Raw genomic sequence first — 25,380 nt, 5'->3', positions numbered from 1 at the left:
TCGTCTCCTGATGGGTCGCTCGTTGTCGGGAATAGTTAGGAATTGTGACAGTTATTCAATGCTTGCCTGTCTGGAAGCGTTGCGCCAAAGAGGGCACCTCAGTTTGGAGAAAATTATGACGGAACGCCCTTTTTCCATTTCGGGAGAGCTGACGGAGACGGGACACCGGCTCGTCCAGCGGGTCTATTATGAAGATACGGACTTTTCCGGCTTGGTCTATCACGCCCGCTACCTGCATTTTCTGGAGCGCGGCCGTACCGATTATCTGCGCTGCCTCGGCGTTGAGCAACGCGAACTCGTCAGCGCCGACGAGGAGGGGCTGGTTTTCGTCGTCCACCGCATGGAGATCGACTTCAAGAGCCCGGCGCGCATGGACGATGTGCTGACGATCCTGACGCATACGGAAAAAGCCGGCGGCGCCAAGATGGTGCTCAATCAGCAGATCCGCTCGGGCGAGACGCTGCTGATCGCCGCCAAGGTGATCATCGCCGTCATCAACGCCCGGGGGCGACCGAGGCGGCTACCGGAAACATTGGCGGTGAAATTCCTGGAGGGCAGCACGCCGTTGTAGTCAGAATCGCCTGAAATTCAGGTCTTGTCAGAACTTGAGTTTTATGTGAAGGAATTCCCGCGCCGCAGGATGAGCGCTCTTTCGGCAGCCGGACCTTGCGCCGGTCAAGTAATCCATGGAACGAAATCTTCCAAACACAGGCTTACTGTCACAGTCCGGCACTAACGATCTATTAACCATAATAGTGTCTTACTGGGAAAGTCAGAGTTTGTGCGGTGCACGCCTTCCTTTGACCAAATTTGACGGCAAGAAGGCGGAAGATGAGCTTGGAAGTTTGACCAGGGCTTTGGGCGGCGGCCGCCGGACACTTCTTGCGAGATCAGTTTGTGCCGCCCGGTCTAGCGCCGGGCGTTTGGATTCGGGGATTTTGGACCAATGGAACAAGTAGGATTGGCAGCAGCAACGACGGACGTCAGCCTCTGGTCGCTTTTCATGCAGGCCGGCATTGTCGTCAAGCTCGTCATGCTCGGGCTCATCGCAGCCTCGGTATGGACGTGGGCGATCGTCATCGACAAATACCTGGCCTATGGCCGCGCACGGCGCCAGTTCGACAAGTTCGAGCAGGTGTTCTGGTCGGGCCAGTCGCTGGAAGAACTCTACCGCTCGCTGTCGGAACGCAGCAATACGGGGCTGGCGGCGATCTTCGTGGCCGCGATGCGCGAGTGGAAGAAATCCTTCGAACGTGGCGCCCGTTCGCCGATCGGCCTGCAGATGCGGATCGACCGCGCGATGGACGTGACGCTCGCCCGTGAAACAGAATTTCTCGGAGCCCGCCTCGGATCGCTCGCGACCATCGGCTCGGCTGGTCCGTTCATCGGTCTATTCGGCACGGTCGTCGGCATCATGACTTCGTTCCAGGCGATCGCCGGTTCGAAGTCGACCAACCTTGCGGTGGTTGCGCCCGGTATCGCCGAAGCGCTGCTTGCCACCGCGATCGGCCTCGTCGCCGCTATCCCGGCGGTTATCGCCTATAACAAGTTCTCTGCCGATGCCGGCAAGCTTTCGGGCCGCATGGAAGGTTTCGCGGATGAATTCTCCGCCATACTTTCGCGCCAGATCGACGAGAAACTGCAGCCGCGCGCTGCCGCTCAGTAACCAACGGAGTATTCTGACATGGGTATGGCTGTTGGAGGCAATGGCGGCGGGGGCGGCGGACGCCGCCGTCGTGGCGGTCGGAACAGGGCCGTAATTTCCGAAATCAACGTGACGCCGCTCGTCGACGTCATGCTGGTGCTTTTGATCATCTTCATGGTCGCGGCACCGATGATGACTGTCGGCGTGCCGATCGACCTGCCGGAAACGCAGGCCAAGGCGCTGAATTCCGAGACGCAGCCGATCACCATTTCCGTCAAGAATGACGGCGAGGTGTTCCTGCAGGAAACGCCGATCCCGGCAGCGGAGATCGCCGCCAAGCTCGAGGCGATCGCCACGACCGGTTATAACGAACGTATCTTCGTGCGCGGCGACGCCACAGCGCCCTATGGCGTCATTGCCGACGTCATGGCCCGTATCCAGGGCGCAGGCTTCAAGAATATCGGCCTCGTGACGCAGCAGAAGAAGGACCAATAGCGCTCAAAATGAAGGCCAGTGTCATCACATCTGCTGTTTTGCACGGCCTGGTGCTCACCTGGGCGATGGTGTCGCTCGGCGCTCCGGAATCATTCAAGGTGGAGGATTTCGAGGCGATGCCGGTCGATCTGGTGCCGGTGGAATCCATTACCCAGATGCAGCAAGGCGACAAGAAGGCTCCGAAGAAGGAGACTTCCGCGCCCGTGCCAACGACGCGGCCGCCGATCGCGCAACCGGCGGAGAACGCCGGCGACAACAATGTCGACCTGAAAACGCCGCCGGTGCCGAACGCCAAGCCCAGCAATAGCGAGGCTGCCGCGGCGAATTCGAGCGAAAAGCCGATGCCGAAGACCGATCCGAAGCCGAATGATGTCAAGGACATCGTCAAGGAGGAAACGGAAGTCGAGCAGCCGAAAGAAGTGGCTTCCATTCCGCCGCCGAAGCCGGTCGAAGTGACGCCGCCGAAGCCTGAGGAAAAACCGCCGGAAGAGCAGGCCAAGCCGGAGGAACCGCCGAAGCCGGACGCCGAGGCGTTGCCGGACAATGTACCGACCCCCGTCGCCAAGCCACAGGTAAAGCCGCCGGAACCGCAGAAGCCCGCCGAAAAGCCTCCGGAAAAGACCCCGGACCAGCCGAAGACCGCCGACGTGCCGACCGACAAGAAGAAGGCGGACAAGAAGCAGGAAACGGCGAAATCTGCTTCGGCGATGAAGAGCGACTTCAATGCCGACGAGGTTGCGGCGTTGCTGAACAAGACCGACCCTTCCGCTGGCGGCGCCAAGCGTTCGACGCAGGAGGCATCGCTCGGTGCGAAGAAGAGCAACGGTGGTTCCAAGCTCAGCCAGAGCGAAGAAGATGCGGTGCGCGGCTTGATCGAGGGCAATTGGCTTGTCACCCCGGGGATGGAAGGCCTTTCCGGCATGGTCATCAAGGTGCACATGAAACTCGACAAGGATGGTAATATTATTGGTCAGCCAGAAGTCGAATCATCGGGCGGCAGTAGCAGCGATGCCACACGCCGTGCGTTGGAAGGCGGGGCCTATAGAGCTGTCATGAAGTCCGCCCCTTTCTCGATGCTTCCGAAGGACAAGTATGAGGCTTGGAATGAGTTCGACCTGAATTTCGATCCGAGTTCTATGGGAATCTAGATGCTGACGGATCTGTCCCATGGCAACAAGTCTTTTGCAGCCGCCAGCATGCTTGGAGCGATTCTGGCTTGTGCGCCTGAGGCGTTAGCACAGTCGGTCGACGCGGCGACCTACAAGAAGTCAGCCATGGATTTACAGCACGCAATTGCTTCCTCCTTCAATGTTCCTCCCGGGCAGGCGAGGGGCGGCAGAGTTGTGATCACCGTCCATCTGCGGCTCGACAAGAATGGGGCGATCGTTGGTTCACCCGAGGTAACAGCCTCGGGCGGCAAAGAAGCTGCTCGAGAAGGCCTGTCGGCTGCGGCTCTCCGGGCGGTACAGCGCTCGTCGCCATTCCCGATGCCCCCGAAAGAAAAATACGAATCCTGGAACGAGGTCGTCCTGCACTTTGAATCCGGCGATCCGACTCCATAGATGCTGAAAGGCTGTTTGGTATGACAAAGTGTTCCTTTTTCCGCGCCATTTTGGTTGCAGTGGGTCTGATGACCGCTGCCGTCTTTGCAACGCCGGCCAACGCGCTGGTCACCCTCGACATCCGAAAAGGCAATGTCCAGCCGATGCCGATTGCGGTGACTGACTTCCAGGGCGACATGGGGGCGCAGGTCTCGCAAGTCATCGCCGCCGACTTGCAGCGGTCCGGTCTCTTCGCACCCATCAACAAAACCGCCTTCATCGAGAAGATTTCTAATCCCGACGCTTCGCCGCGCTTCGAGGACTGGAAGGTCATCAACGCACAGGCGCTGGTTACCGGCCGGGTTACCAAGGAAGCGGATGGCCGTCTTCGCGCCGAATTCCGGCTGTGGGACCCGTTCGCCGGGCAGCAGATGACCGGTCAGCAGTTTTATACGCAGCCGGAGAACTGGCGCCGTGTGGCTCACATCATCGCCGATGCGATCTACAAGCAGATCACTGGTGAGGAAGGTTATTTCGACACCCGTGTCGTCTTCGTCTCCGAATCCGGCACCAAGCAGCAGCGCAAGCGCCAGCTGGCGATCATGGATCAGGATGGCTTCAACGTGCGGATGCTGACGGATGGCAGCGATCTCGTGCTGACGCCGCGCTTCTCGCCGAGCCGGCAGGAAGTCACTTACATGTCCTTTGCCAACCAGCAGCCGCGGGTCTATCTGCTTCAGCTGGAAACCGGGCAGCGCGAGGTCGTCGGCAATTTCCCCGGCATGACATTCTCGCCGCGCTTTTCGCCTGATGGTCAAAAGGTGATCATGAGCCTGCAGCAGGATGCCAATTCCAACATCTATACGATGGACCTGCGCTCGCGCACGACGACGCGGTTGACCTCGACGGCGGCGATCGACACGTCGCCCTCCTATTCGCCTGACGGCGCACGCGTCAGCTTCGAAAGCGACCGCGGCGGAAAGCCGCAGATCTACGTGATGAATGCCGATGGCTCGGGCCAGACCCGTATTTCCTTCGGCGACGGCTCTTATTCGACGCCGGTCTGGTCGCCGCGCGGCGATCTCATCGCCTTCACCAAACAGGCTGGCGGCAAGTTCTCGATCGGCGTAATGAAGCCGGATGGGTCCGGCGAGCGCATCCTGACGACCGGCTTCCATAATGAGGGCCCGACCTGGGCGCCGAACGGCCGTGTGCTGATGTTCTTCCGCCAGGCGGCGGGGTCGGGCGGTCCGCAGCTCTATTCGATCGATCTGACCGGTTACAACGAGCAGCTCGTGAAGACGCCGACCTACGGCTCCGACCCCGCCTGGTCGCCGCTTATGGAGTAGGCGATGCGCTGCTGCCTTCTTGTCGCCCCAAAGTCATGGAACCGAGCGGCCAAGGGACAAAGTAGCAAATTGTTAACCATAATCTTTGAGGGGCGGTTAACCGAGTGCGGTTACTGTCCGGAAACCCTGATGAAATCGCAAGGAGACCGGCCATGAGCCGAATTCATACCCCGGCAATGAGCCGCATGCAGAATTTCGCCCGCAACCCCGTCATGATCGCGCTTATCGCCGGCCTCGCGCTCGCAAGCTGCGCCAAGAAGCCGCCGAACAGCGCCGGCGACCTCGGCCTCGGCAGCGGTGCTGGCGGCGCTGCAACGCCGGGCTCGGCCCAGGACTTCACGGTCAATGTCGGCGACCGCATCTTCTTCGATACCGACTCCTCGTCGATCCGCGCCGATGCCTCGCAGACGCTCGACCGTCAGGCCCAGTGGCTCGGCCGCTACCCGAATTACCAGATCACCGTCGAAGGCCATGCCGACGAACGCGGCACGCGCGAATACAATCTCGCGCTCGGCGCCCGCCGTGCGGCTGCCGCCAAGGACTATCTCGCTTCGCGCGGCGTCCCGGCGCAGCGCCTGAAGACGATTTCCTACGGCAAGGAACGTCCGGTCGCCGTCTGCGACGATATTTCCTGCTGGTCGCAGAACCGCCGCGCGGTTACCGTGCTTGGCGGCGCCGGCATGTAATTGCCGAGCAACAATTCGCTTTTTCGAAAGGCGGTCCCGCGTGGGGCCGCCTTTTCTTTTTGACCACACTTTGGCCAGACTCCGTTGCTTTTTGAAAGCAATTGGAAAAATCTCCTGTTCGTGCCATCGAGGTGCGAAGAATCACTGGGACAGGACGATACATATGAAGAAATTTGTCGTGGCAGGCATGCTCTGCCTCGCGGCTGTGACCGGAAGCGAACGGGTGGCCTATTCGGCCTCCTTCTTCGGGCTACATCTCGGCGGCCGATCCGCGGAAAACCAGGCGGCGGCGCCCGTCATCAAGGTGCAGAGCGGCGATGCAGAGGTCCGCGTGCAGCAGCTCGAAGAGCAGTTGCGGCAGCTGAACGGCCGGATCGAAGAGATGAGCTTTCAGCTTCTGCAGATGCAGGAGACGATCCGCAAGCAGCAGGAAGACAATGAATTCCGCTTCCAGCAGCTCGAAAAGACCGGTGCCGGCGGCGGCGCCAAGGCCCCTGTCAAGAAGAGCGAGACCGATGCCGCTCCGGCAGCCTCCGGCGGCGACGATATCGCCAAGGTGATCCAAGCACCGCAGGGAGCCGAAACGGCTCCCTCCACCAGCGTGCCTGAGAATAGCGGTCTTGGCCAGCCGCCGAAGGAGCTCGGCTCGATCGATTTCGATCAGAACGGCAATCCGATCGGCGGAAGTGTCGACGAAAATGCCACGATCGGTTCCGGGCCGATCCCCGATGCCAACACCAAAACGCCGCAGCAGACCGCCTCGCTCGGCAGCGAGGCCGACCAGTACAAGGCCGCGTATGGCCACGTGCTATCCGGTGATTACAGCACGGCCGAGCAGGAATTCACGCAGTACATCACCCACTACCCGAGCAGCGCGCGGGCAGCGGACGCCAATTTCTGGCTCGGCGAAGCGCTCTTTTCGCAGGGCAAGTACAATGAGGCGGCCAAGACCTTCCTCAATGCGCATCAGAAATACGGCACATCGGAAAAGGCGCCGGAAATGCTGTTGAAGCTCGGCATGTCGCTTGCCGCCCTCGACAATACCGAGACGGCCTGCGCGACGCTGCGCGAAGTGTCGAAGCGTTATCCGAAGGCCTCTCGCGCCGTCATAAGCAAGGTTGCGAGCGAACAGAAGCGCCTCGCCTGCTAAGGTCTTCCGGAATGTCTCCGGAAGCCGCATCGCCTCAACTGGCGATCCTCCAGTTTCTCACGTCGCTTCAAAGCCCCGCGCGCATTCTCGTCGCGATATCAGGCGGCAGCGATTCCACCGGCCTGCTTCTCCTCCTCGATGAAGCCGTGAAGGCCGCGCCCCATCTCAAGATTTCCCTTTACGCTGCAACCGTCGATCATGCGTTGCGCGCCGGTTCCGCAGACGAGGCGCGCGAAGTCGCAGCCCTCTGTGCATCGCTCGGTATTGCCCACACCATCATGATCTGGCAGGGCGACAAGCCGAAAACCGGCATCATGGCTGCGGCCCGCGAGGCACGTTATGGCTTGCTTGCCACCGCCGCCAAAGAGTTCAAAGCCGATCTCATCGTCACGGGGCATACGTTCGACGATCAGCGCGAAACGCTGCAGATGCGTGGGATGCGAACAGAGCAGGTTTCGACCGGTATTGCGGATGCGGTGCTCTTTGACCGGAGTTTCTGGATTTTACGGCCGCTTCTTTTTTCCACCCGGGCAGATATCCGCGCTTTCCTGAAAGAGCGGGGCGTGCCGTGGATCGACGATCCCAGCAACGAGGATACGACGTACGAGCGCGTGCGGATGCGCCGGCAGCTTTCGGTCGATGCAGGTGTCGAGAGGACTATCCAAGCGGCCTGCGAAGAGCGACCGGCTCTATCGTCAAAAGGAGCCGAATGGCTGGATCGTCATTTCCGGCTTCACGGCGGCCTGCTCGGGCAGGTGATGCCTGACGGGTTGAGGCAGGATCGGGCAGTTCTCAATTATGCACTCGGCCGTCTGGCAGCCGTTTTCGGTGGGCAGCCGTTTGCGCCGGGGAGGGTGCAAATGGAGCGTGTCCTCGCATTTGTCACCGGCAGTGAGCCCGGACGGATGACCGCTGGCAGGGTGGTGTTCGATCTCAGGCGTGACGGGCTTTATCTGGCGCGCGAGAGCCGGGGGATATTGCCTTTGCTATTGCAGCCGGGAGAGGCTGGGGTTTGGGACGGAAGGTTTTATGCGCGCAATGGTTTGTCCACATCGATAGCGGTCGAGGCCGCCACTCTATACTCCCCCTCATTCCTGTCCTCGGACTTGACCCGAGAGTTGTCAGAGGAATCCAGCGCGCCCAAGTCCTTGGGCGCGAACGACACTTCACGTTTTATTGAGTCAATCACCGCGCAGACGCGCGGTGGCTGGATTCCTGTGACAAGCACAGGAATGAGAGGGCGTATGCATCACCTTCCCAAGGCGGCATGGAAGCGCGCCGTCGCCTCCGCGCCAGTTTTATCTGCCGAAGGAAACCTTTTAACTGAGGAATGCGCCCGCATGGTCGAACTAACACCCTATTTCGCACCCTTCGACCGCTTTTTGACACGATTTGACTTCATCTTTGCCAACAGGCTTTCGGCGGTTTTCGCGACGGCGCCCTATGCGAGGCTGCCTTTAAGAAGTATTGACGGAAAAACCATCTGACCTGGGGTGTTGCCTTGGCAATCGCACGGCGCAACCCTATGTTAGATACGAATAAGACGGTCGCCATGAGGCGGCCGTTCCATGCTGGGGAGTTCAATGAACCCTAACTTACGTAATTTCGCCTTGTGGGCGATCATAGCGCTTCTGCTGATCGCCCTTTTCAGTATGTTTCAGACGGCGCCGGCGCAGACGGGCTCCCGCGAAATCCCTTATTCGCAGTTTCTGCGTGAGGTCGATGCGGGCCGCGTGAAGGATGTCGTGGTCACGGGCAACCGTCTCTCCGGAAGCTATGTTGAAAATGGCACCACCTTTCAGACCTATTCGCCTGTGATCGACGACAGTCTGCTCGATCGCCTGCAGTCGAAGAACGTCCTGGTTTCCGCCCGTCCTGAAACGGACGGCTCTTCGGGTTTCCTCAGCTATCTCGGCACGCTTTTGCCGATGCTTCTGATTCTCGGCGTCTGGCTGTTCTTCATGCGGCAGATGCAGGGCGGCTCACGCGGGGCGATGGGCTTCGGCAAGTCCAAGGCCAAGCTGCTCACCGAAGCGCATGGCCGCGTGACTTTCGAAGACGTTGCCGGTGTCGACGAGGCCAAGCAGGATCTCGAGGAAATCGTCGAATTCCTGCGTGATCCGCAGAAGTTCCAGCGTCTCGGTGGCAAGATCCCGCGCGGCGTGCTGCTCGTCGGTCCTCCGGGCACCGGCAAGACGCTGCTCGCCCGCTCGGTCGCCGGCGAAGCCAACGTGCCCTTCTTCACCATTTCGGGCTCCGACTTTGTCGAAATGTTCGTCGGCGTCGGCGCAAGCCGGGTGCGCGATATGTTCGAGCAGGCGAAGAAGAACGCGCCCTGCATCATCTTCATCGACGAAATCGATGCCGTCGGCCGCCATCGCGGCGCCGGTCTCGGCGGCGGCAATGACGAACGCGAGCAGACGCTGAACCAGTTGCTGGTCGAAATGGACGGCTTCGAGGCGAATGAAGGCGTGATCCTGATCGCCGCCACCAACCGTCCCGACGTTCTCGATCCGGCGCTGCTGCGTCCCGGCCGTTTCGACCGTCAGGTTGTGGTGCCGAACCCGGACATCGTCGGCCGCGAACGCATTCTCAAGGTGCATGCCCGCAACGTTCCGCTGGCGCCGAATGTCGATCTCAAGATCCTCGCCCGCGGTACGCCCGGTTTCTCCGGCGCCGACCTGATGAACCTCGTCAACGAAGCCGCCCTCATGGCCGCCCGCCGCAACAAGCGCGTCGTCACCATGCAGGAATTCGAGGACGCCAAGGACAAGATCATGATGGGCGCCGAGCGCCGTTCCTCGGCGATGACCGAGGCGGAAAAGAAGCTCACCGCTTACCATGAGGCCGGACACGCGATGACCGCGCTCAATGTCGCCGTCGCCGATCCGCTGCACAAGGCGACGATCATTCCGCGCGGCCGTGCGCTCGGCATGGTCATGCAGCTTCCCGAGGGCGACCGCTACTCGATGAGCTACAAGTGGATGGTCTCACGCCTCTGCATCATGATGGGCGGCCGCGTTGCCGAAGAGCTCACCTTCGGCAAGGAGAACATTACCTCGGGTGCCTCCTCCGACATCGAGCAGGCCACGAAGCTTGCCCGCGCCATGGTCACGCAGTGGGGCTTTTCCGATCAGCTCGGTCAGGTCGCCTATGGCGAGAACCAGCAGGAAGTCTTCCTCGGCCACTCGGTTTCGCAGTCGAAGAATGTTTCGGAAGCAACCGCGCAGAAGATCGACAATGAAGTGCGCCGCCTGATCGACGAAGCCTATACGCAGGCCCGCACGATCCTGACGGAAAAGCACGATGAATTTGTCGTGCTTGCCGAAGGTCTGCTCGAATACGAGACACTGACCGGCGAAGAGATCAAGGCGCTGATCCGCGGCGAAAAGCCTTCCCGCGATCTCGGGGATGATTCGCCGCCAAGCCGCGGCTCAGCCGTTCCGAAGGCCGGCGCACGGCCTGCCACCAAGGGTGACGAGCCCGAAGGCGGCCTCGAACCGCAGCCGCATTGAACAGCGGCACTACCTTGAACAGGGCCGGATTTCCGAAGTGGAGATCCGGCCTTTTCCATTGGTAACGGGATATAATCATTTTTCTTGCTAATTTACGTGCCGTTCGCCGCATTTTGTGGCATTCCGCTGAATTGAGGCAAGCATGAATCACGCTGCTGGATTGACGACATTCCACTGAAGCCGGATTCGCTTGGAACGGTGCGCTGCCTTGAATGGCGCGCGGAAAGCACAGGAGTGCAGATGAAAAGACGCTATTTCGGTACGGACGGCATTCGCGGCCAATCCAACGTCTTCCCGATGACGCCGGATCTCGCCATGCGGGTCGGCATTGCCGCCGGCACGATCTTCCGCCGCGGCAACCACCGCCACCGCGTCGTCATCGGCAAGGATACGCGCCTTTCCGGCTATATGCTGGAGAACGCCATGGTCGCGGGCTTCACGGCCGCCGGCCTCGATGCTTTTATTCTCGGCCCGATCCCGACACCAGCTGTTGCCATGCTGACGCGCTCGCTGCGCGCCGATCTCGGCGTGATGATCTCCGCTTCGCACAATCCTTACGAGGATAACGGCATCAAGCTCTTCGGCCCTGACGGCTACAAGCTTTCAGACGACATCGAGGCCGAGATCGAGGATCTGCTCGAAAAGGACCTGAACGCGCAGCTTGCCAAATCCGACGATATCGGCCGCGCCAAGCGCGTCGACGGCGTGCATGACCGCTATATAGAACATGCCAAGCGCACGCTGCCGCGCGACGTGACGCTGCAGGGCCTGAGGATCGCCATCGATTGCGCCAATGGGGCTGCCTACAAGGTGGCACCGGCCGTGCTCTGGGAGCTCGGCGCCGAGGTCGTCACCATCGGCAACGAGCCGAACGGCACCAACATCAATCTCAATTGCGGTTCCACCAGCCCCGTCGCGTTGCAGAAGAAGGTCGACGAGGTGCGCGCCGATATCGGCATCGCGCTCGATGGCGATGCGGACCGCGTCATCATCGTCGACGAGAACGGCTCGATCGTCGACGGCGACCAGCTGATGGCCGTCATCGCCGAGAGCTGGGCCGAGAGCCAGCAGCTGCGCGGCAATGGTATCGTTGCGACCGTCATGTCCAATCTCGGCCTCGAGCGTTTCCTCGATGACAAGGGTCTCGGCCTTGCCCGGACTAAGGTCGGTGACCGCTACGTCGTCGAGCATATGCGCCAGCACAACTACAATGTCGGCGGCGAGCAGTCCGGCCACATCGTGCTTTCGGATTACGGCACGACCGGCGACGGTCTTGTCGCGGCGCTGCAGATCCTGGCCGCGGTCAAGCGCACCGGAAGAACTGTCAGCGAGGTCTGCCGCCGCTTCGAGCCGGTGCCGCAGCTGCTGCGCAATGTCCGCATCAGCGGTGGAAAGCCGCTGGAGGATATCCAGGTGCAGAAGGCGATCGCCGACGCCGAAGCTGAACTCGCCAGGAACGGCCGCCTCGTCATCCGCCCCTCGGGCACCGAGCCGCTGATCCGCGTCATGGCCGAGGGTGACGACCGAGCCCAGATCGAGCGCATCGTCAACGAACTGATCGGCACGATCTCGAACGTCCGGACCGCCGCCTGATTTTTTCGGGACGAAACGTCAAAAGCCGGTACGCAAGTGCCGGCTTTTTCGTTATTGGCGCCTTCGATTCGAAGTTCCACTCCAGATCGACTTCCCGCGGGAACCGTTTCCGCCCTTCCGAAGACAACATGTCAGTGACTTGCCAGCTTGGCTTCCGATAGGGAGCAAGCCTCGCAGCCGCGGCATGTCGGGGCGCAGTGGGCACTGAGACGGCATCCACGGAAATTTGCCGATGTCTTGGTGACGGCGCTGTCAACCTCCACATGCGGATGCTACACGGCGGCGTTTGCATTCAAAGGAAATATCATGAAAAAATTGGTGCGCCTGCTGCTGACGATCGCTCTCGCATTCGTCGTCTTTACCGGTTTCCGCTGGTATCGCTACATTACGAATACCGACAGCCCTTACGATGAAATCGGCATCACGCTCAACAATGCCATGCCAGGCCCGATCAATGCCTGGGGCTGCGCCAAGCTCAAAACGACCTTTGGCACTTCCTTGCCACCGTACGGCTGCGCCGCCGAAAACGCGACGCAATGGAGGTAACGGCAGGATTCGCCGAGTGAAGCCGACCGATTTGATGGCGAAGGAAACCGACTTGGCGATTTGACGGGGCGGGGTTGTTGGCGTTGCGGCTGGCGGTCTTCGGCAATTCCGGGGCTGCCAGCCTTTGGCCGAGCTTCACTATATCGAGGAACTTGCCGCCAATCTCTCTCTTAACGTTTCTTCCTATTTATAGTTAAGCAGCTTTTAACGTTTCCAATTCATTATCCATACGAAGCGTACCAGATTGGCGGGGATTGAGCCTGCCGACGCAACGAGATTTTGGAGTGGGATCCATGAAAAGAAGCTTGTCCGGCATCTTCGCCGCATTGTTGATCGCGACAAACGCCTATTCCGCGGACCTCGCCCCTGCCGAGCCTATCCCGGAGCAGCCGCCTGAGGTGACGGTCACCGAAGCGACCGGCTGGTACCTGCGCGGCGATGTCGGCTATGCCTTCACCGATCTGCGCGGCGCCCGCTATTTCCAGGGCAGCAACGCCACGGAAGTCAATTTCGACGACGCCGACCTGGACGACGCATGGACAGTCGGCGGCGGTGTCGGTTATCAGATCAACAGCTATCTGCGCACCGATCTGACCTTCGACTATCTTACCCAGGCGGATTTCAAAGGCTCGACAGTCGGGCAGTGCGGCTTCCCGCTGGTGGATTGCACCTCGAGCGACCGCTCCTCGCTGACAGCCTACACCCTGCTCGCCAACGCCTATGTCGATCTCGGCACCTACGGCTACGTCACGCCTTACGTCGGCGCCGGTATCGGCGGTTCCTACGTCAAGTGGAAGAACCTACGCAACGTCGCCTGCGCCGATGACGGCAGCTTCTGCGACGACCAGGTCACCCATGGCGGCAAGGGCAACTGGCGCTTCACCTACGCCCTGATGGCAGGCGCCTCGATCGACGTGACCTGCAACATCAAGGCCGATGTCGGCTACCGCTACCTGCATATCGATGGCGGCAACATGTTCGGCTATGCCGAAAATGGCGGCCCGGGCCGCGACAAGGGTCTCACCGCCCACGAAGCCCGAGTCGGCGCCCGCTATCTCTTCGGCGGCTGCGCCCAGGCGAGCTACGAACCGCCGCCGGAAATCCCGCTGCAGCAGCCGATCTACAAGTAAGTCCGATCTCACTTACATCAGAAGCCGCCCTCCACAGGGCGGCTTTTCGTATTGCGGCCCTACCGCCCTGCGTCAAAATATGTTCCCCCCGCGACACTTCGATCTTGACTATGACGCGCCGGATCCATACACACGGCGGCGGGACACCCTTCCCCAACGAAGGGCTTTCTATCTGAGAGGATAGCATCATGGCGAAGACCGCAAAGCCGGACATCCGTCCGCACAATACCCATTTTTCTTCTGGCCCCTGCTCGAAGCGCCCCGGTTGGTCGCTCGAAGCCCTTTCCGACGCGGCCCTTGGCCGTTCGCACCGCGCGAAGGTCGGCAAGGCCAAGCTCAAGCAGGCCATCGACCTTACCCGTGAAATTCTCGAAGTGCCGGCGGATTACCGAATCGGCATCGTTCCGGCATCCGACACCGGCGCCGTCGAAATGGCGCTCTGGTCGCTGCTCGGCGAACGCGGCGTCGATATGCTCGCCTGGGAAAGCTTCGGCGCCGGCTGGGTCACCGATGTCGTCAAGCAGCTGAAGCTCAAGGATGTGCGCAAGCTCGAAGCCGGTTACGGCGAGCTTCCCGATCTCTCCGCCGTCGATTTCGACCGTGATGTCGTCTTCACCTGGAACGGCACCACCTCGGGCGTGCGCGTGCCGAACGCCGATTTCATCCCTGATAACCGCAAGGGCCTGACGATCTGCGACGCCACCTCGGCCGCTTTCGCACAGGAACTCGATTTCGCCAAGCTCGACGTCGTCACCTTCTCCTGGCAGAAGGTTCTGGGCGGCGAGGGTGCCCACGGTGTCATCATTCTTTCGCCGCGCGCCGTCGAGCGTCTGGTCACCTACACCCCGGCCTGGCCGCTGCCGAAGATCTTCCGCATGACCTCGGGCGGCAAGCTGACGGAAGGCATCTTCCAGGGCGAGACGATCAACACGCCGTCGATGCTCTGCGTCGAAGACTATATCGATGCGCTTGTCTGGGCCAAGCAACTCGGCGGCCTCAAGGGGCTGATCGCGCGTGCCGATGCCAATGCCAAGGTCATCCACGATTTCGTTGCGGCAAACGACTGGATCGCCAATCTCGCCGTCAAGGCGGAGACGGCCTCTAACACCTCCGTCTGCCTGAAGATCGTCGACAAGGACATCGCAGCGCTTGACGACGACGGCCAGGCGAATTTCGCCAAGGGTCTGGTCGGCCTGCTGGAAAAGGAAGGTGTCGCCTATGACGTCGGCCATTACCGCGACGCGCCATCCGGCCTGCGCATCTGGGCCGGCGCCACGATCGAGGCATCCGACATGCAGAAGCTGATGCCCTGGCTTTCCTGGGCCTTCGAAACGCAGAAGGCGCAGTTCACCCAGGCTGCTGCCTGAGGCGATCGCATCCGGCTCCGCCACAGGGCGGAGCCCAGCATTCCCGATTTTATTCATCGCTGAACACTTTTGAAGGAGGCCCTCATGGCACCTCGCGTTCTCGTATCCGACGAATTGTCGGAAACCGCCGTCCAGATTTTTCGCGACCGCGGCGTCGAAGTCGATTTCGAACCGCAGCTCGGCAAGGACAAAGACCGTCTGCTCGAAGTCATCGGCAAGTATGATGGCCTGGCCATCCGCTCCGCCACCAAGGTGACGGAAAAGATCATCGAGGGGGCGACGAACCTCAAGGTCGTCGGCCGTGCCGGCATAGGCGTCGACAATGTCGATATCCCGGCCGCCTCGCGTCGCGGCATCATCGTCATGAACACGCCCTTCGGCAACTCGATCACGACGGCCGAACACGCGATCGCGCTGATGTTCGCCGTCGCCCGCCAGCTACCGGCAGCCGATACCTCGACGCAGGCCGGCAAGTGGGAGAAGTCGAAGTTCATGGGTGTCGAGATCACGGGCAAGACGCTCGGCGTCATCGGCGCCGGCAATATCGGCTCGATCGTCTGCGCCCGCGCCATTGGCCTGAAGATGCACGTCGTCGCCTACGATCCGTTCCTCTCCAAGGAGCGCGCCGAGGAGATGGGCGTCACCAAGGTCGAGCTGGAAGAGCTTTTCGCCCGCGCCGACTTCATCACGCTGCATGTGCCGATGACCGACAAGACGCGGGGCATCCTCAACAAGGAAGCGCTGGCAAAGACCAAGCCCGGCGTGCGCATCATCAACTGCGCCCGCGGCGGCCTGGTCGATGAGGCGGCGCTTGCCGAAGCGATCAAGTCCGGCCATGTCGCGGGTGCCGCCTTCGACGTGTTCGAGGTCGAGCCCGCCAAGGAAAGCCCGCTCTTCGGCCTGCCGAACGTCGTCTGCACGCCGCATCTCGGCGCCTCGACGACCGAGGCGCAGGAGAACGTCGCTTTGCAGGTGGCCGAACAGATGGCGGATTACCTCGTCAATGGTGCGGTTTCCAACGCCATCAACATGCCGTCGATCACGGCTGAGGAAGCGCCGATCCTGAAGCCCTTCATCCGTCTTGCCGACGTTCTCGGCGCCTTCGTCGGCCAAGTCACCGAAGAGCCGATCAAGGAAATCGAAATCCTCTACGACGGCATCACCGCCAACATGAACACCCGGGCGCTGACGAGCGCCGCGCTCGCCGGCCTCATCCGCCCGCAGGTCGCCGACGTCAACATGGTTTCGGCGCCGATCATGATCAAGGAAAAGGGCATCGTGCTTTCCGAGGTCAAGCGCGACAAGACAGGCGTCTTCGACGGCTATATCAAGCTGACGGTGACCACCGAAAGCATGACACGCTCGGTCGCCGGCACGGTGTTTTCGGACGGCAAGCCGCGCTTCATCCAGATCAAGGGTATCAACCTTGATGCCGATGTCGGCTCGCACATGATCTACATCACCAATACCGATGTTCCCGGCATGATCGGCTTCATCGGCACGACGCTTGGTGCTGCCGGCGTCAACATCGCCAACTTCCAGCTCGGCCGTGACAAGCAGGGCGGCGACGCCATCGCGCTGCTCTATGTCGATGGTAAGGTTGATGACGCCGTGCTTGCTGAGTTGACCGCCCACCAGGCGGTTCGCCAGGCAAAGCCGCTGACCTTCAATATCGACTGAGTTTCCTTCTCTGGATCTCGATCAAGGAAGAACGAAAAACCCGGCGCGGGAAACGGCGCCGGGTTTTTTCCGTGTCAGGAACCAATGAATTTAATGGTGCCGTCGTTTCCGGCGGAGGATTTTGCCGAAACGGGCGACATCGTCTTCAGCCTTCGTGCGGTGAAGGAAGGCGAGCCTGCTGCCGTCGAGACCCTGGAAGAATTCGTCCCAGGAAATCTCTTCCTGCGTTTCAGAGGAAAAATCGACGCGGACGGTTTCGCTGTCCGGTGCGTTCTTGATCCGGGCGGGATGGCCGCCGCGCTCCTCGATCCAGTGTCTGATCCTGCTGTAATCCGTCGTCGTGCCGAACCTGCCCATGAAACCCTCCTCAGCAATTCGATTGCGACTTCGATGCCCAAGAGCGTACGATCGAGCGAATTGTTCCATGGTGCCTCAAATATTTTATCGAGGACCGAGATCGCGATGGCAAACCGCCGCTTTTGCACATTCTGAAGGCGAAAGCCTAAAGTTTAACCCTGAGTATGATTCTGATTTTATTTAACTTTTCCCAGTATATCCCTGTCATCGGCATCAACCGCACGCGAATTTCCATGGCCCCCTTGCAGAAGACCGAGCAGACCGAAGCACCGAATGACGACTTCCGGTCATTGTTTGCAACGCATCCGTCGCCGATGTGGGTCTATGATCCGGTATCGCTGCGCTTTCTCATCGTCAACGAAGCGGCGGCAGCACTTTACGGCTATGGCGCGGACGAGTACCGGCGCATGACGGTTCTAGATATCCGCCCTGAGCATGAGCGGGAACGGATGAGCGACGCCGTCAGCGGCCGTACCGACATGGAAAAGGCGGAACGCTGGGTTCACCTCAAGGCGAGCGGCGAGACCTTCGAAGTGCTGACCTATGGCCGGGAAGTGCGTTTCGAGGGCCGGGCCGCAATCCTGGCGATCGTGCAGGACCGCACCGAGGTCAACGCCGCTAGACGCCAGATGAGCGATACGCGCTCGCTTCTCGACAGCATCGTCGACAACCTGCCGGTCGGCGTCTTCGTCAAGGACATGGAAGCGGACGGGCTTTACGTTCTCTTCAACGAGGCCTGCGGCGACATCGTCGGCATGAAGGCGGAGCATGTGGTCGGCCAAACCGACCGGGCGCTGTTTCCTCCCAGTCAGACAGACGCCTTTCGCGAGCAGGATCGCCGGGCCTTCGAAGCCAATGCGACGATCAGCTTCGAGGAGACCATGCTACGCGCCGATGGCGTGCCGCGCATCCTGCGCACCGTCAAACGCGCTCTGCCGACGCCCGAGGGTCATTCGCCGCGTTATCTGCTCGGCATCTCGCAGGACGTGACGGAGGAGCGCACCGTCGAGGCAAAGCTTGCCCATCTAGCTCTGCACGATTCGCTCACCGGCCTGCCGAACCGGGCGGCATTTTCCAACCATATCAACCAGCGGGCGGTCGAAGCGACCGCCGACAGCGCGATCGCGCTGCTTTATATCGACGTCGATCATTTCAAGCATATCAATGACAGCAAGGGACATGCCGCCGGCGACGCGCTGCTTTGCCAGGTGTCGGAGCGGCTGCTGCAGCTGGCGGGGGAGGGTGATCTCGTCGCCCGTCTCGGCGGCGACGAATTCGCCGTCGTGCTGGAGCTCGACGAACCGGAGCGGGCAGGGTGTTTTGCGCAGCGGCTGCTGCAAACTCTTAGCCATGCCTTCGATCTCGACGGCGCCCGGGAGCATGTTACCTGCAGCGTCGGCATCGCTTTGGCGCCCGACCATGGCGGCGACGCGGATGTGCTGATGCGGCACGCGGATCTGGCGCTCTATGCCGCCAAGGAGAGCGGACGCTCGACCTATCGTTTCTACGAGACTGAGATGCGGCTTGCCGCCCAACGTCGGCACGTGATGACCGCCGAGCTGTGGGAAGCGCTGGAGAAGCGCCAGTTCGAGCTGCATTACCAGCCGATCGTGCAGCTCGACAATGACGGCATCGGCGGCTTCGAGGCGCTGATCCGCTGGCGCCATCCCAAGCGCGGGCTGGTGGCGCCGATGGAATTCATTCCGCTGGCCGAGGAGACCGGCCTCATCGTGCCGATCGGCGACTGGGTGATCCGGGAAGCCTGCCGCGCCGCTGCCGGCTGGCCAGCCCATCTGCGGATCGCCGTCAATCTCTCCGTCAGCCAGTTTCGGCATGCGAGCCTGCTTTCGACCGTGGTCGCGGCGCTCGACGAGACGGGCCTCAATGCCGACCGGCTTGAAATCGAAATCACCGAATGCGTATTCCTGACTGATGCCGACCAAAGCCTGCCGCGGCTGCGCGCATTGAAGGCGCTCGGCGTCCGCATCGCCATCGACGATTTCGGCACCGGTTATTCGTCGCTGAGCTATCTCAGATCCTTCCCCTTCGACAAGATCAAGCTCGACCGCAGCTTCGTTTCGGGCATCGAGACGGATGCCGGCAATCTCGCCATCGTGCGTGCCGTCGTCGGCATCGGTTCCGGCTTCAACGCGACGACGCTGGCCGAAGGGATCGAGACGGAGGAGCAGTTGCAGAAACTGCGTGCAGAAGGTTTCAGCGAGGTGCAGGGCTATCTGCTCGGCCGGCCGATGCCGCAGCACGAGGCAGAGGCGCTGATCGACGGCCGTGCGCTGAAGGCCGCTTCGTCTCGCAGATAGAAGAGCTTAGGCGAAAGCTGGGAGGGGCGTCGGGGAAAGGCATGTCGCCGGATGCCATCAAGCATTCGTCATTTTGAGAAAGGCGGGCGAAGCCGCATAATTGTCGCGGGCTGGAAAGGAGGATGTTTATGAAACGCTTTTCATTCTCGATGATCGGACTGGCGCTCGTAACCGCCATCATCGCCAATCCGAGCATTGCATTCGCCTGCAACAAGCTGATCGGCACCTGAGCCGCACCCCCGCTTCCAAGGCGCGGCTTTGGCTGCGCCTTCTCTTAACGCGGGAATGCGAAATATCGCTGCCCGAAGGCTGCCCCTTGCGCCCAAGGACAATCCTTTCTATATCGGTGCCTCATCGAGAGACGGCGGCCGATCCCGCCGGAGATCAGCAATCCGCCGCAATTGCAGCGCAAGGGCGGATCGTGACCGCGCAGAATTGGCACCATCGTTGAACACACTGGATTTTGACAAGAAGCCGGAAGAGACCCGTGTCGTCGTTGCCATGTCGGGCGGCGTCGATTCATCCGTGGTTGCCGGCCTTCTCAAACAGCAGGGTTACGATGTGCTCGGCATTACGCTGCAGCTCTACGATCATGGCGCCGCCGTTCACCGCGCCGGCTCCTGCTGCGCCGGCCAGGATATCGACGATGCGCGCCGCGTCTGCGAAACGCTCGGCATTCCGCATTACGTACTCGATTACGAAAAACGCTTCCGCGAGACGGTGATCAACCCCTTCGCCGAAAGCTATGTGGCGGGCGAAACGCCGATCCCTTGCGTATCCTGCAACCAGACCGTCAAATTCGCTGACCTTCTGGCGACCGCCAAGGAGCTCGGCGCCGATGCGCTGGCGACCGGCCACTATATCCGCTCGGGCCTGAATCCTTCGCCCGAAAACCCCGGCCGCCGTGCGCTTTTCCGCCCGGCCGATGCCGACCGCGACCAGAGCTATTTCCTCTTCGCCACGACGCAGGAACAGATCGACTATCTTCGCTTTCCGCTGGGCGGCCTGCCGAAGGCCGAAACCCGCAGGCTTGCCGAAGAGATGGGCCTTGTCGTTGCCAAGAAGGCCGACAGCCAGGACATCTGCTTCGTGCCGCAGGGCAAATATTCCGACGTCATTACCAAGCTGAAGCCGAATGCGGCGCTCGCCGGTGAGATCGTCCATCTCGATGGCCGCGTGCTTGGAACCCATGAGGGTATCCTGCACTTCACGATCGGCCAGCGCCGCGGCATCGGCATCGCTACCGGCGAGCCGCTCTACGTCGTCTTTCTCGACGCCCGCTCGCGCCGCGTCATCGTCGGACCGAAGGAGGCGCTGGAAACGCACCGCGTCTACCTGCGCGACATCAACTGGCTGGGCGACGAGACGCTTGCGGAAGCCGCGTCCGGCAAGGGCTTCGCCTGCTACGCCAAGGTCCGCTCGACACGAGCGCCGGCGCCGGCCGTGCTGCATGTCGATGCAACAGGCACCTATGTCGACCTGACGGTCGGCGAGGCGGGCATTGCGCCCGGCCAGGCCTGCGCGCTTTATTCGGCGCCCGGCGACAACGCCCGCGTCTTCGGCGGCGGTTTCATCGAACGCTCCGAGCGTGAACCTTCGGCGGAAGCCTGCCTGAAGGCCCTTTTGGCCAGCCCCGTCGCCGCCTGAAACCCATAGGTAACGACGGCCGGCAAAGCCCACCGTTTTTCTCGATCATGCGCTTGACACAAAGCCGAAGCGCACCTTATAAGCCGCTCATCCCACGAACCGGCATCGCTTCGCGAGCGGGTATCGTTGACCAGTGGCGGAGTAGCTCAGTAGGTCAGAGCAGAGGAATCATAATCCTTGTGTCGGGGGTTCAAATCCCTCCTCCGCTACCATCTCCTCATTGCAGAATTAGCGATTTTTGCAGCTCGATTTTGAGCCGGTTCCGGCGGCCTTGGCAGCGCATTGGTCGCATCGCCAACCGTGGCGGCGAGGGGACAAAACCAGTCCGGCCCTGATCTGCAGGATTCCCGCCAACGCGAGGACAGGCCTATCTGTAGAGCGTCAGAAGCAACAGAGGCATCTTCGTCGCCCAAAGGTGGGATGCGACAGCGATAATAATAGCCCATACGGCGAGCGAGAACATGACCGCCGCTAACCTGATCCCGACTGGCTGCATCATTTCCTCCATCCCAGCATAACCGTGCCTCCTCGCACGATCCAATGCTAGCAAGATCCAGGCCCGTCAGCTATCGCAAGAAATTGGTACCCAGATAGGCGCCGCAGAGCGCAGTCGGTGAAGGCGCACAGATTTCGGTGATGCGGCGCCCTTTCCCCATCCATCAAACGATGAAATGAAAGTTGTCGTATTGCGCGCCGTAATAATCCGGGCCGCTCGTTTCGTTGATGACGGGTTCGGTGTCGAGCACGAGAGAGTCGATTTCGCCGTAGGCGCTGAGATCGATCACTTGCGGGTCATGAATGCTGTCGGCGGTGACGTTGACCGTGACCAAGAATACGGTATCGCCGTCCAGCTTACCTTCGATCGTCAGAACGTTGTCATAGTCCGATGTGCCGTTTGCGACACTGAATTGCTCGATCTGAAAGTTGCCGCCATCGGCGGCTTGGATGGGTGTCCAGAACACGCCTCCTCCCAGATAGTGGTTGCCATCCGCTTCCTCCCGCACAGAAGCGTCGTCACCATCGTACCAGGCGCCCCAATCGAAGCCTTTGTAACCAGTTGGGAAGTCACTTTGGCCAACATCCTCGAAGTTGGCGAACACATCGCCGCGTTCCGGCAGATCTATTGCGATACTGAACGCGCCGACGTCGGTGGCGCCTTTGCCGTCTGATATCTTGAAGGTGAATTTTTCGACCAGCTCATCTCCCGGTCCGAGCGCTGCGACCACCGGGTTGGAGTGATCGAGCGCGTAGGTGTAGCTGCCGTCGGAGTAAACGGTGAGCGTACCATACTCTCCTTCGATCGTCGTGCTTGTGGCCGGGGATCCATTGGCCGGTTGCGGAATGCGCTGTCCATTCACGAAATTGAGGCGTACCGCATCTCCGTCGATATCGGTGGAACTGGTATTTTCGAGGATGTCACCGCTAATCGGGTCGTTGATATCGAAAACAGGCAAGTATACGTCACCTGCGACCGGCTTGTGGTTTGCCATTTCTACCTCCCGTGTGATGTTCAATTCGACTATGCAACTCTATCGGGTATCTGGCAACCGAAATTGATGCAGCGGTAGAGCAATTCCGCCCGTCAATCCAACAGATTTCGATCGGGTACACCTCAAGCATTCAAGTAAAGAAAGCGGCTCGGACGTCGATCCTGTTTATGAACCAGGATTTGCGTCTGGTCTTACGTTGCTGCCGCTTCATCGATCATGGTGTTTCTCGCCTTTTCAGGCGATCCATCAATTCGGCCAGCGGAAAACTTTCGGGCATGATAATAATGACCGCTCAATCATGACGTCGTCATGACGATATACTGCATGAATTGCTCGGCGCGCCAAGAGCAACCTTGAAGACGGAATGGGACCGATCAGCAGAGCCTGAGCTTCTGCCGATCATCCCATCAATGCAGGCCGCCGACCCCGAGCAGGCTTTCGACAGCCTCGTGATCCCTGGTGAGATTTTCCGGCGTTCCGGTCCAGGCCAGTCTGCCGCGTTCGAGAATGACGACCTGATCGGCGAAATCGAGCGCGCTCTGGATGCGCTGCTCGACCAGCAGGATGGTCATGTCTCCCGTCTTGGCGAGGTCGGTGAAGGCCGCCATCAGTTCCTCGCAGATAACGGGTGCCAGGCCCTCCAGCGGTTCGTCGAGCAGCAGGACAGAGGGGCGACCGAGAATGGTGCGAGCCGTGGAGAGCATCTGCTGCTCGCCGCCGGAAAGCTGGCTGCTGAGGTTGCGGCGGCGCTCCTTCAGGCGCGGGAACATCGAATAGGCTTCCTCCAGCGCCGTCTTCGGTCGCGCCTTCAAGCCGACGAAGAGATTTTCTTCGACCGTCAGCGTCGGGAAGACGCAGCGTGCCTGCGGCACATATCCGAGGCCCTTGTGCGCGCGTGCAGCGCTCGGTGCCGTCGTGACATCCGAATCGCCGAGGCGGATGCTGCCCTCGTATCGCCTGGTCTGCCCGGCAAGCGTCGCGAGCAGCGTGGTCTTGCCCATGCCATTGCGGCCGAGCACGGCAAGCCGGGCGCCTGCCGGCACGAAGAAGGAAATGCCTTCGAGCACTCTCGTCGGCCCATATCCGGCCGACAGATTCTCGACCTCAAGCGACAGGGCTGGCATTGGCATAGCTCCCGAGATAGGCCTCGCGCACGCGCGCATCCTTGTTGACGTCTTCCGGCAGGCCATCGAAGATGATCGTGCCTGATGCAAGCACGATGACGCGTTTGGCAAAACGGAAGACGAGATCCATGTCGTGTTCGATCATCAGCACAGCGAGATCGGCGGGCAGATCGGCGAGCGCCTGCTCGATGCGGCCGGTATCGCTCTGCGGCACGCCGGCTGCCGGCTCGTCGAGCAACAGCACTTTCGGCTTCAGCGCCAGCGCCACGGCGATCTCGAGAAGTCGCTGCTGGCCATAGGCGATTTCGCTGACCTTGCGATGCATCAGGAAAGCCAGTCCGAGTTTTCCAAGGAGATCATCGACCTCGGCCATGACATCGGGCATGCGCAGGAAATTGCCGAACATGTGCCCGGTCTTTCCATCGCGCTGAAGGACGGCAAGTCCCACATGTTCGGCCGGCGTCATGTCCTGGAAGAGCCGCGTCACCTGAAAGGAGCGGACAAGGCCGCGTCTGACCCTGCCGATCGCATCGACCTTCGTCACCACCTCGCCGCCGAGACGAACCTCGCCGGAATCGGGCGATAGATTGCCGGTCACGAGGTTGACGAAGGTGGTCTTGCCGGCGCCGTTCGGGCCGATCAGCGCGATGCGATCGCCAGGCGACATCGTGAGCGAGACATTATTGGTGACGGCCAGGCCGCCGAAGGCTTTCTTGAGATTGGCGACTTCGAAGACCGGGCTCATCAGCGCTGCTCCCTGCGGCGGCCAACGAAGGCTGCGGCCGTGCCATAGAGACCTTTCGGCGCAAAGAGCACGACGGCGATCAGCAGCGCGCCGACCATGGTCAGCCAATGGAAGGGATTGGCGGCGGAGACATAGTCCTCGAAGAGCATGAAGATGAGAGTGCCGGAAAGTGCTCCGAAGAGAGAACCGGTGCCGCCGAGCACTAGCATGACCAGCGCTTCGGCCGACTGCGTGAAAGACAGGCTGTCGAGGCCGACGACCTGTGTCGAAATCGCGTTCAAGGCGCCGCCGACACCGGCAACGGCGCCGGAGATCGCGTACATCCTGATGAGAGCTGCCTTCGGCGAGGCGCCCATGGCGCGGATGCGCAGCGGGTCCTGCTTGATGGCGCGGCAGAGCATGCCGAAGGGCGAGCGAACCAGGACCCTCAGCAGCACGAAGACGATCAGCAGCAGCGCCATTCCGAAGAAGAAGGCGGTGTGACCGTAGAGATCGAATTCGAAGAGACCGAAGACCGGGTCCGGCGCGATGCCGGAAAGTCCGTCGCTGCCGCCTGTCCATGACGAGGCCTTGTTGGCGAATTCATGGAAGAGGTTGATCAGCGCAATCGACAGCACCAGCTGCGGCAGTCCATGCGCACGCAGGATGATGGCGCCGCAGAGCAACCCGGCAACCGCGCCACCGGCAATGCCGGCCAGCATCATCAGCAGCGGGTCATTGATGCCGTAATGCGCCGACAGGATCCCGGCGGCATAGGCGCCGGAGCCGAAAAGTGCTGCATGGCCGAGCGTTGCGACGCCGCAATAACCGGTCACGAGATCGAGAGACAGGACGAGCAGCGCGATCGTGATCATCCGGGTCAAAAGTGCGAGATTATCGGGGAAGGCGAAATAGCCGATCGCGGCAACGGCTAAGATGACCGCTATTCCGATAAGATCGCGGCCGATAAACCCGCGCCGATGCTGGAGACCTTCGTTTTCGTTGTTCATGACAAGCGCCATC

Annotated in this window: 22 protein-coding genes and 1 tRNA gene; 18 read left to right on the top strand and 5 right to left on the bottom strand. The window is 60.9% G+C overall.

Annotated features, from left to right (window positions below; genetic code table 11):
- The first annotated feature begins 115 nt into the window (after window positions 1-115).
- From ybgC to serA, 15 genes are all read left to right on the top strand, one after another.
- Entirely contained in the window at window positions 116-571 is a 456-nt protein-coding gene (gene ybgC, locus AC245Y_RS18145; RefSeq protein WP_003552508.1) for a tol-pal system-associated acyl-CoA thioesterase, read from the top strand.
- 375 nt (window positions 572-946) lie between these two features.
- A complete protein-coding gene (tolQ, locus tag AC245Y_RS18140) occupies window positions 947-1,666 on the top strand; it encodes a protein TolQ (protein WP_003552507.1) in 720 nt (239 codons plus the stop codon).
- Window positions 1,667-1,684: 18 nt separating this feature from the next.
- Window positions 1,685-2,140 carry a protein TolR gene (gene tolR, locus AC245Y_RS18135; protein ID WP_003542730.1) on the top strand — a complete coding sequence of 152 codons (456 nt, stop codon included), beginning with the start codon at window positions 1,685-1,687 and terminating at the stop codon, window positions 2,138-2,140.
- Window positions 2,141-2,148: 8 nt separating this feature from the next.
- Complete coding sequence (locus tag AC245Y_RS18130) at window positions 2,149-3,288, top strand: hypothetical protein (RefSeq protein ID WP_017995085.1); 1,140 nt, start codon at window positions 2,149-2,151, stop codon at window positions 3,286-3,288.
- Entirely contained in the window at window positions 3,289-3,702 is a 414-nt protein-coding gene (locus AC245Y_RS18125) for a TonB C-terminal domain-containing protein (RefSeq protein ID WP_017995084.1), read from the top strand. It abuts the gene before it with no gap.
- A 20-nt stretch (window positions 3,703-3,722) separates the two neighbouring features.
- Entirely contained in the window at window positions 3,723-5,030 is a 1,308-nt protein-coding gene (gene tolB / locus AC245Y_RS18120; protein WP_012758850.1) for a Tol-Pal system beta propeller repeat protein TolB, read from the top strand.
- Window positions 5,031-5,182: 152 nt separating this feature from the next.
- Window positions 5,183-5,716, top strand: coding sequence for a peptidoglycan-associated lipoprotein Pal (gene pal, locus AC245Y_RS18115; RefSeq protein ID WP_012758849.1), 534 nt, complete (start codon window positions 5,183-5,185; stop codon window positions 5,714-5,716).
- 163 nt (window positions 5,717-5,879) lie between these two features.
- Window positions 5,880-6,866, top strand: a complete 987-nt coding sequence (ybgF, locus tag AC245Y_RS18110; protein ID WP_017995083.1) for a tol-pal system protein YbgF — start codon at window positions 5,880-5,882, stop codon at window positions 6,864-6,866.
- An 11-nt stretch (window positions 6,867-6,877) separates the two neighbouring features.
- Window positions 6,878-8,353: a tRNA lysidine(34) synthetase TilS gene (gene tilS, locus AC245Y_RS18105; protein WP_017995082.1), complete on the top strand. Its 1,476-nt coding sequence runs from the start codon at window positions 6,878-6,880 to the stop codon at window positions 8,351-8,353.
- A 96-nt stretch (window positions 8,354-8,449) separates the two neighbouring features.
- A complete protein-coding gene (ftsH, locus tag AC245Y_RS18100) occupies window positions 8,450-10,381 on the top strand; it encodes an ATP-dependent zinc metalloprotease FtsH (protein ID WP_017961979.1) in 1,932 nt (643 codons plus the stop codon).
- A 240-nt stretch (window positions 10,382-10,621) separates the two neighbouring features.
- Window positions 10,622-11,974: a phosphoglucosamine mutase gene (glmM, locus tag AC245Y_RS18095; RefSeq protein WP_003542705.1), complete on the top strand. Its 1,353-nt coding sequence runs from the start codon at window positions 10,622-10,624 to the stop codon at window positions 11,972-11,974.
- Window positions 11,975-12,280: 306 nt separating this feature from the next.
- Window positions 12,281-12,520, top strand: coding sequence for a hypothetical protein (locus AC245Y_RS18090; RefSeq protein ID WP_017995081.1), 240 nt, complete (start codon window positions 12,281-12,283; stop codon window positions 12,518-12,520).
- A gap of 293 nt (window positions 12,521-12,813) precedes the next feature.
- Window positions 12,814-13,650, top strand: coding sequence for an outer membrane protein (locus AC245Y_RS18085; protein ID WP_032996464.1), 837 nt, complete (start codon window positions 12,814-12,816; stop codon window positions 13,648-13,650).
- A gap of 188 nt (window positions 13,651-13,838) precedes the next feature.
- A complete protein-coding gene (locus tag AC245Y_RS18080) occupies window positions 13,839-15,017 on the top strand; it encodes a phosphoserine transaminase (RefSeq protein ID WP_017995079.1) in 1,179 nt (392 codons plus the stop codon).
- 84 nt (window positions 15,018-15,101) lie between these two features.
- A complete protein-coding gene (gene serA, locus AC245Y_RS18075) occupies window positions 15,102-16,697 on the top strand; it encodes a phosphoglycerate dehydrogenase (RefSeq protein WP_012758842.1) in 1,596 nt (531 codons plus the stop codon).
- Between the two features lie 90 nt (window positions 16,698-16,787).
- On the opposite strand, the gene AC245Y_RS18070 is transcribed toward serA, so the two are convergent.
- Window positions 16,788-17,054, bottom strand: a complete 267-nt coding sequence (locus tag AC245Y_RS18070; RefSeq protein WP_011653392.1) for a hypothetical protein — start codon at window positions 17,052-17,054, stop codon at window positions 16,788-16,790.
- 164 nt (window positions 17,055-17,218) lie between these two features.
- Here AC245Y_RS18070 and AC245Y_RS18065 point away from each other — a divergent pair, with 164 nt between their 5' ends.
- The 3 genes from AC245Y_RS18065 to AC245Y_RS18055 all read left to right on the top strand — a co-directional run bounded on the left by AC245Y_RS18065 (window position 17,219) and on the right by AC245Y_RS18055 (window position 21,231).
- Window positions 17,219-19,372, top strand: coding sequence for a putative bifunctional diguanylate cyclase/phosphodiesterase (locus AC245Y_RS18065; protein WP_017995078.1), 2,154 nt, complete (start codon window positions 17,219-17,221; stop codon window positions 19,370-19,372).
- A 447-nt stretch (window positions 19,373-19,819) separates the two neighbouring features.
- On the top strand, window positions 19,820-21,019 hold the full coding sequence (gene mnmA, locus AC245Y_RS18060; protein WP_017995076.1) for a tRNA 2-thiouridine(34) synthase MnmA: 1,200 nt from the start codon (window positions 19,820-19,822) through the stop codon (window positions 21,017-21,019).
- Between the two features lie 135 nt (window positions 21,020-21,154).
- Window positions 21,155-21,231, top strand: a tRNA-Met gene (locus tag AC245Y_RS18055).
- A 447-nt stretch (window positions 21,232-21,678) separates the two neighbouring features.
- Here the strand turns inward: AC245Y_RS18055 and AC245Y_RS18050 are convergent.
- From AC245Y_RS18050 to AC245Y_RS18035, 4 genes are all read right to left on the bottom strand, one after another.
- Complete coding sequence (locus AC245Y_RS18050) at window positions 21,679-22,509, bottom strand: VCBS domain-containing protein (RefSeq protein ID WP_017995075.1); 831 nt, start codon at window positions 22,507-22,509, stop codon at window positions 21,679-21,681.
- A 407-nt stretch (window positions 22,510-22,916) separates the two neighbouring features.
- Complete coding sequence (locus tag AC245Y_RS18045; RefSeq protein ID WP_017995074.1) at window positions 22,917-23,633, bottom strand: ABC transporter ATP-binding protein; 717 nt, start codon at window positions 23,631-23,633, stop codon at window positions 22,917-22,919.
- Window positions 23,614-24,378, bottom strand: a complete 765-nt coding sequence (locus AC245Y_RS18040; protein WP_017995073.1) for an ABC transporter ATP-binding protein — start codon at window positions 24,376-24,378, stop codon at window positions 23,614-23,616. The genes AC245Y_RS18045 and AC245Y_RS18040 overlap by 20 nt, the downstream gene beginning before the upstream one ends.
- Window positions 24,378-25,379: a branched-chain amino acid ABC transporter permease gene (locus AC245Y_RS18035; protein ID WP_017995072.1), complete on the bottom strand. Its 1,002-nt coding sequence runs from the start codon at window positions 25,377-25,379 to the stop codon at window positions 24,378-24,380. Before AC245Y_RS18035 ends, AC245Y_RS18040 begins: the two co-directional genes overlap by 1 nt.
- Window position 25,380: the final 1 nt, after the last annotated feature.

The organism is Rhizobium sp. SRDI943 (assembly GCF_057653695.1).
The sequence above is the reverse complement of the archived record's forward strand: the minus strand, read 5'-3'. Positions and strand labels throughout refer to the sequence as shown.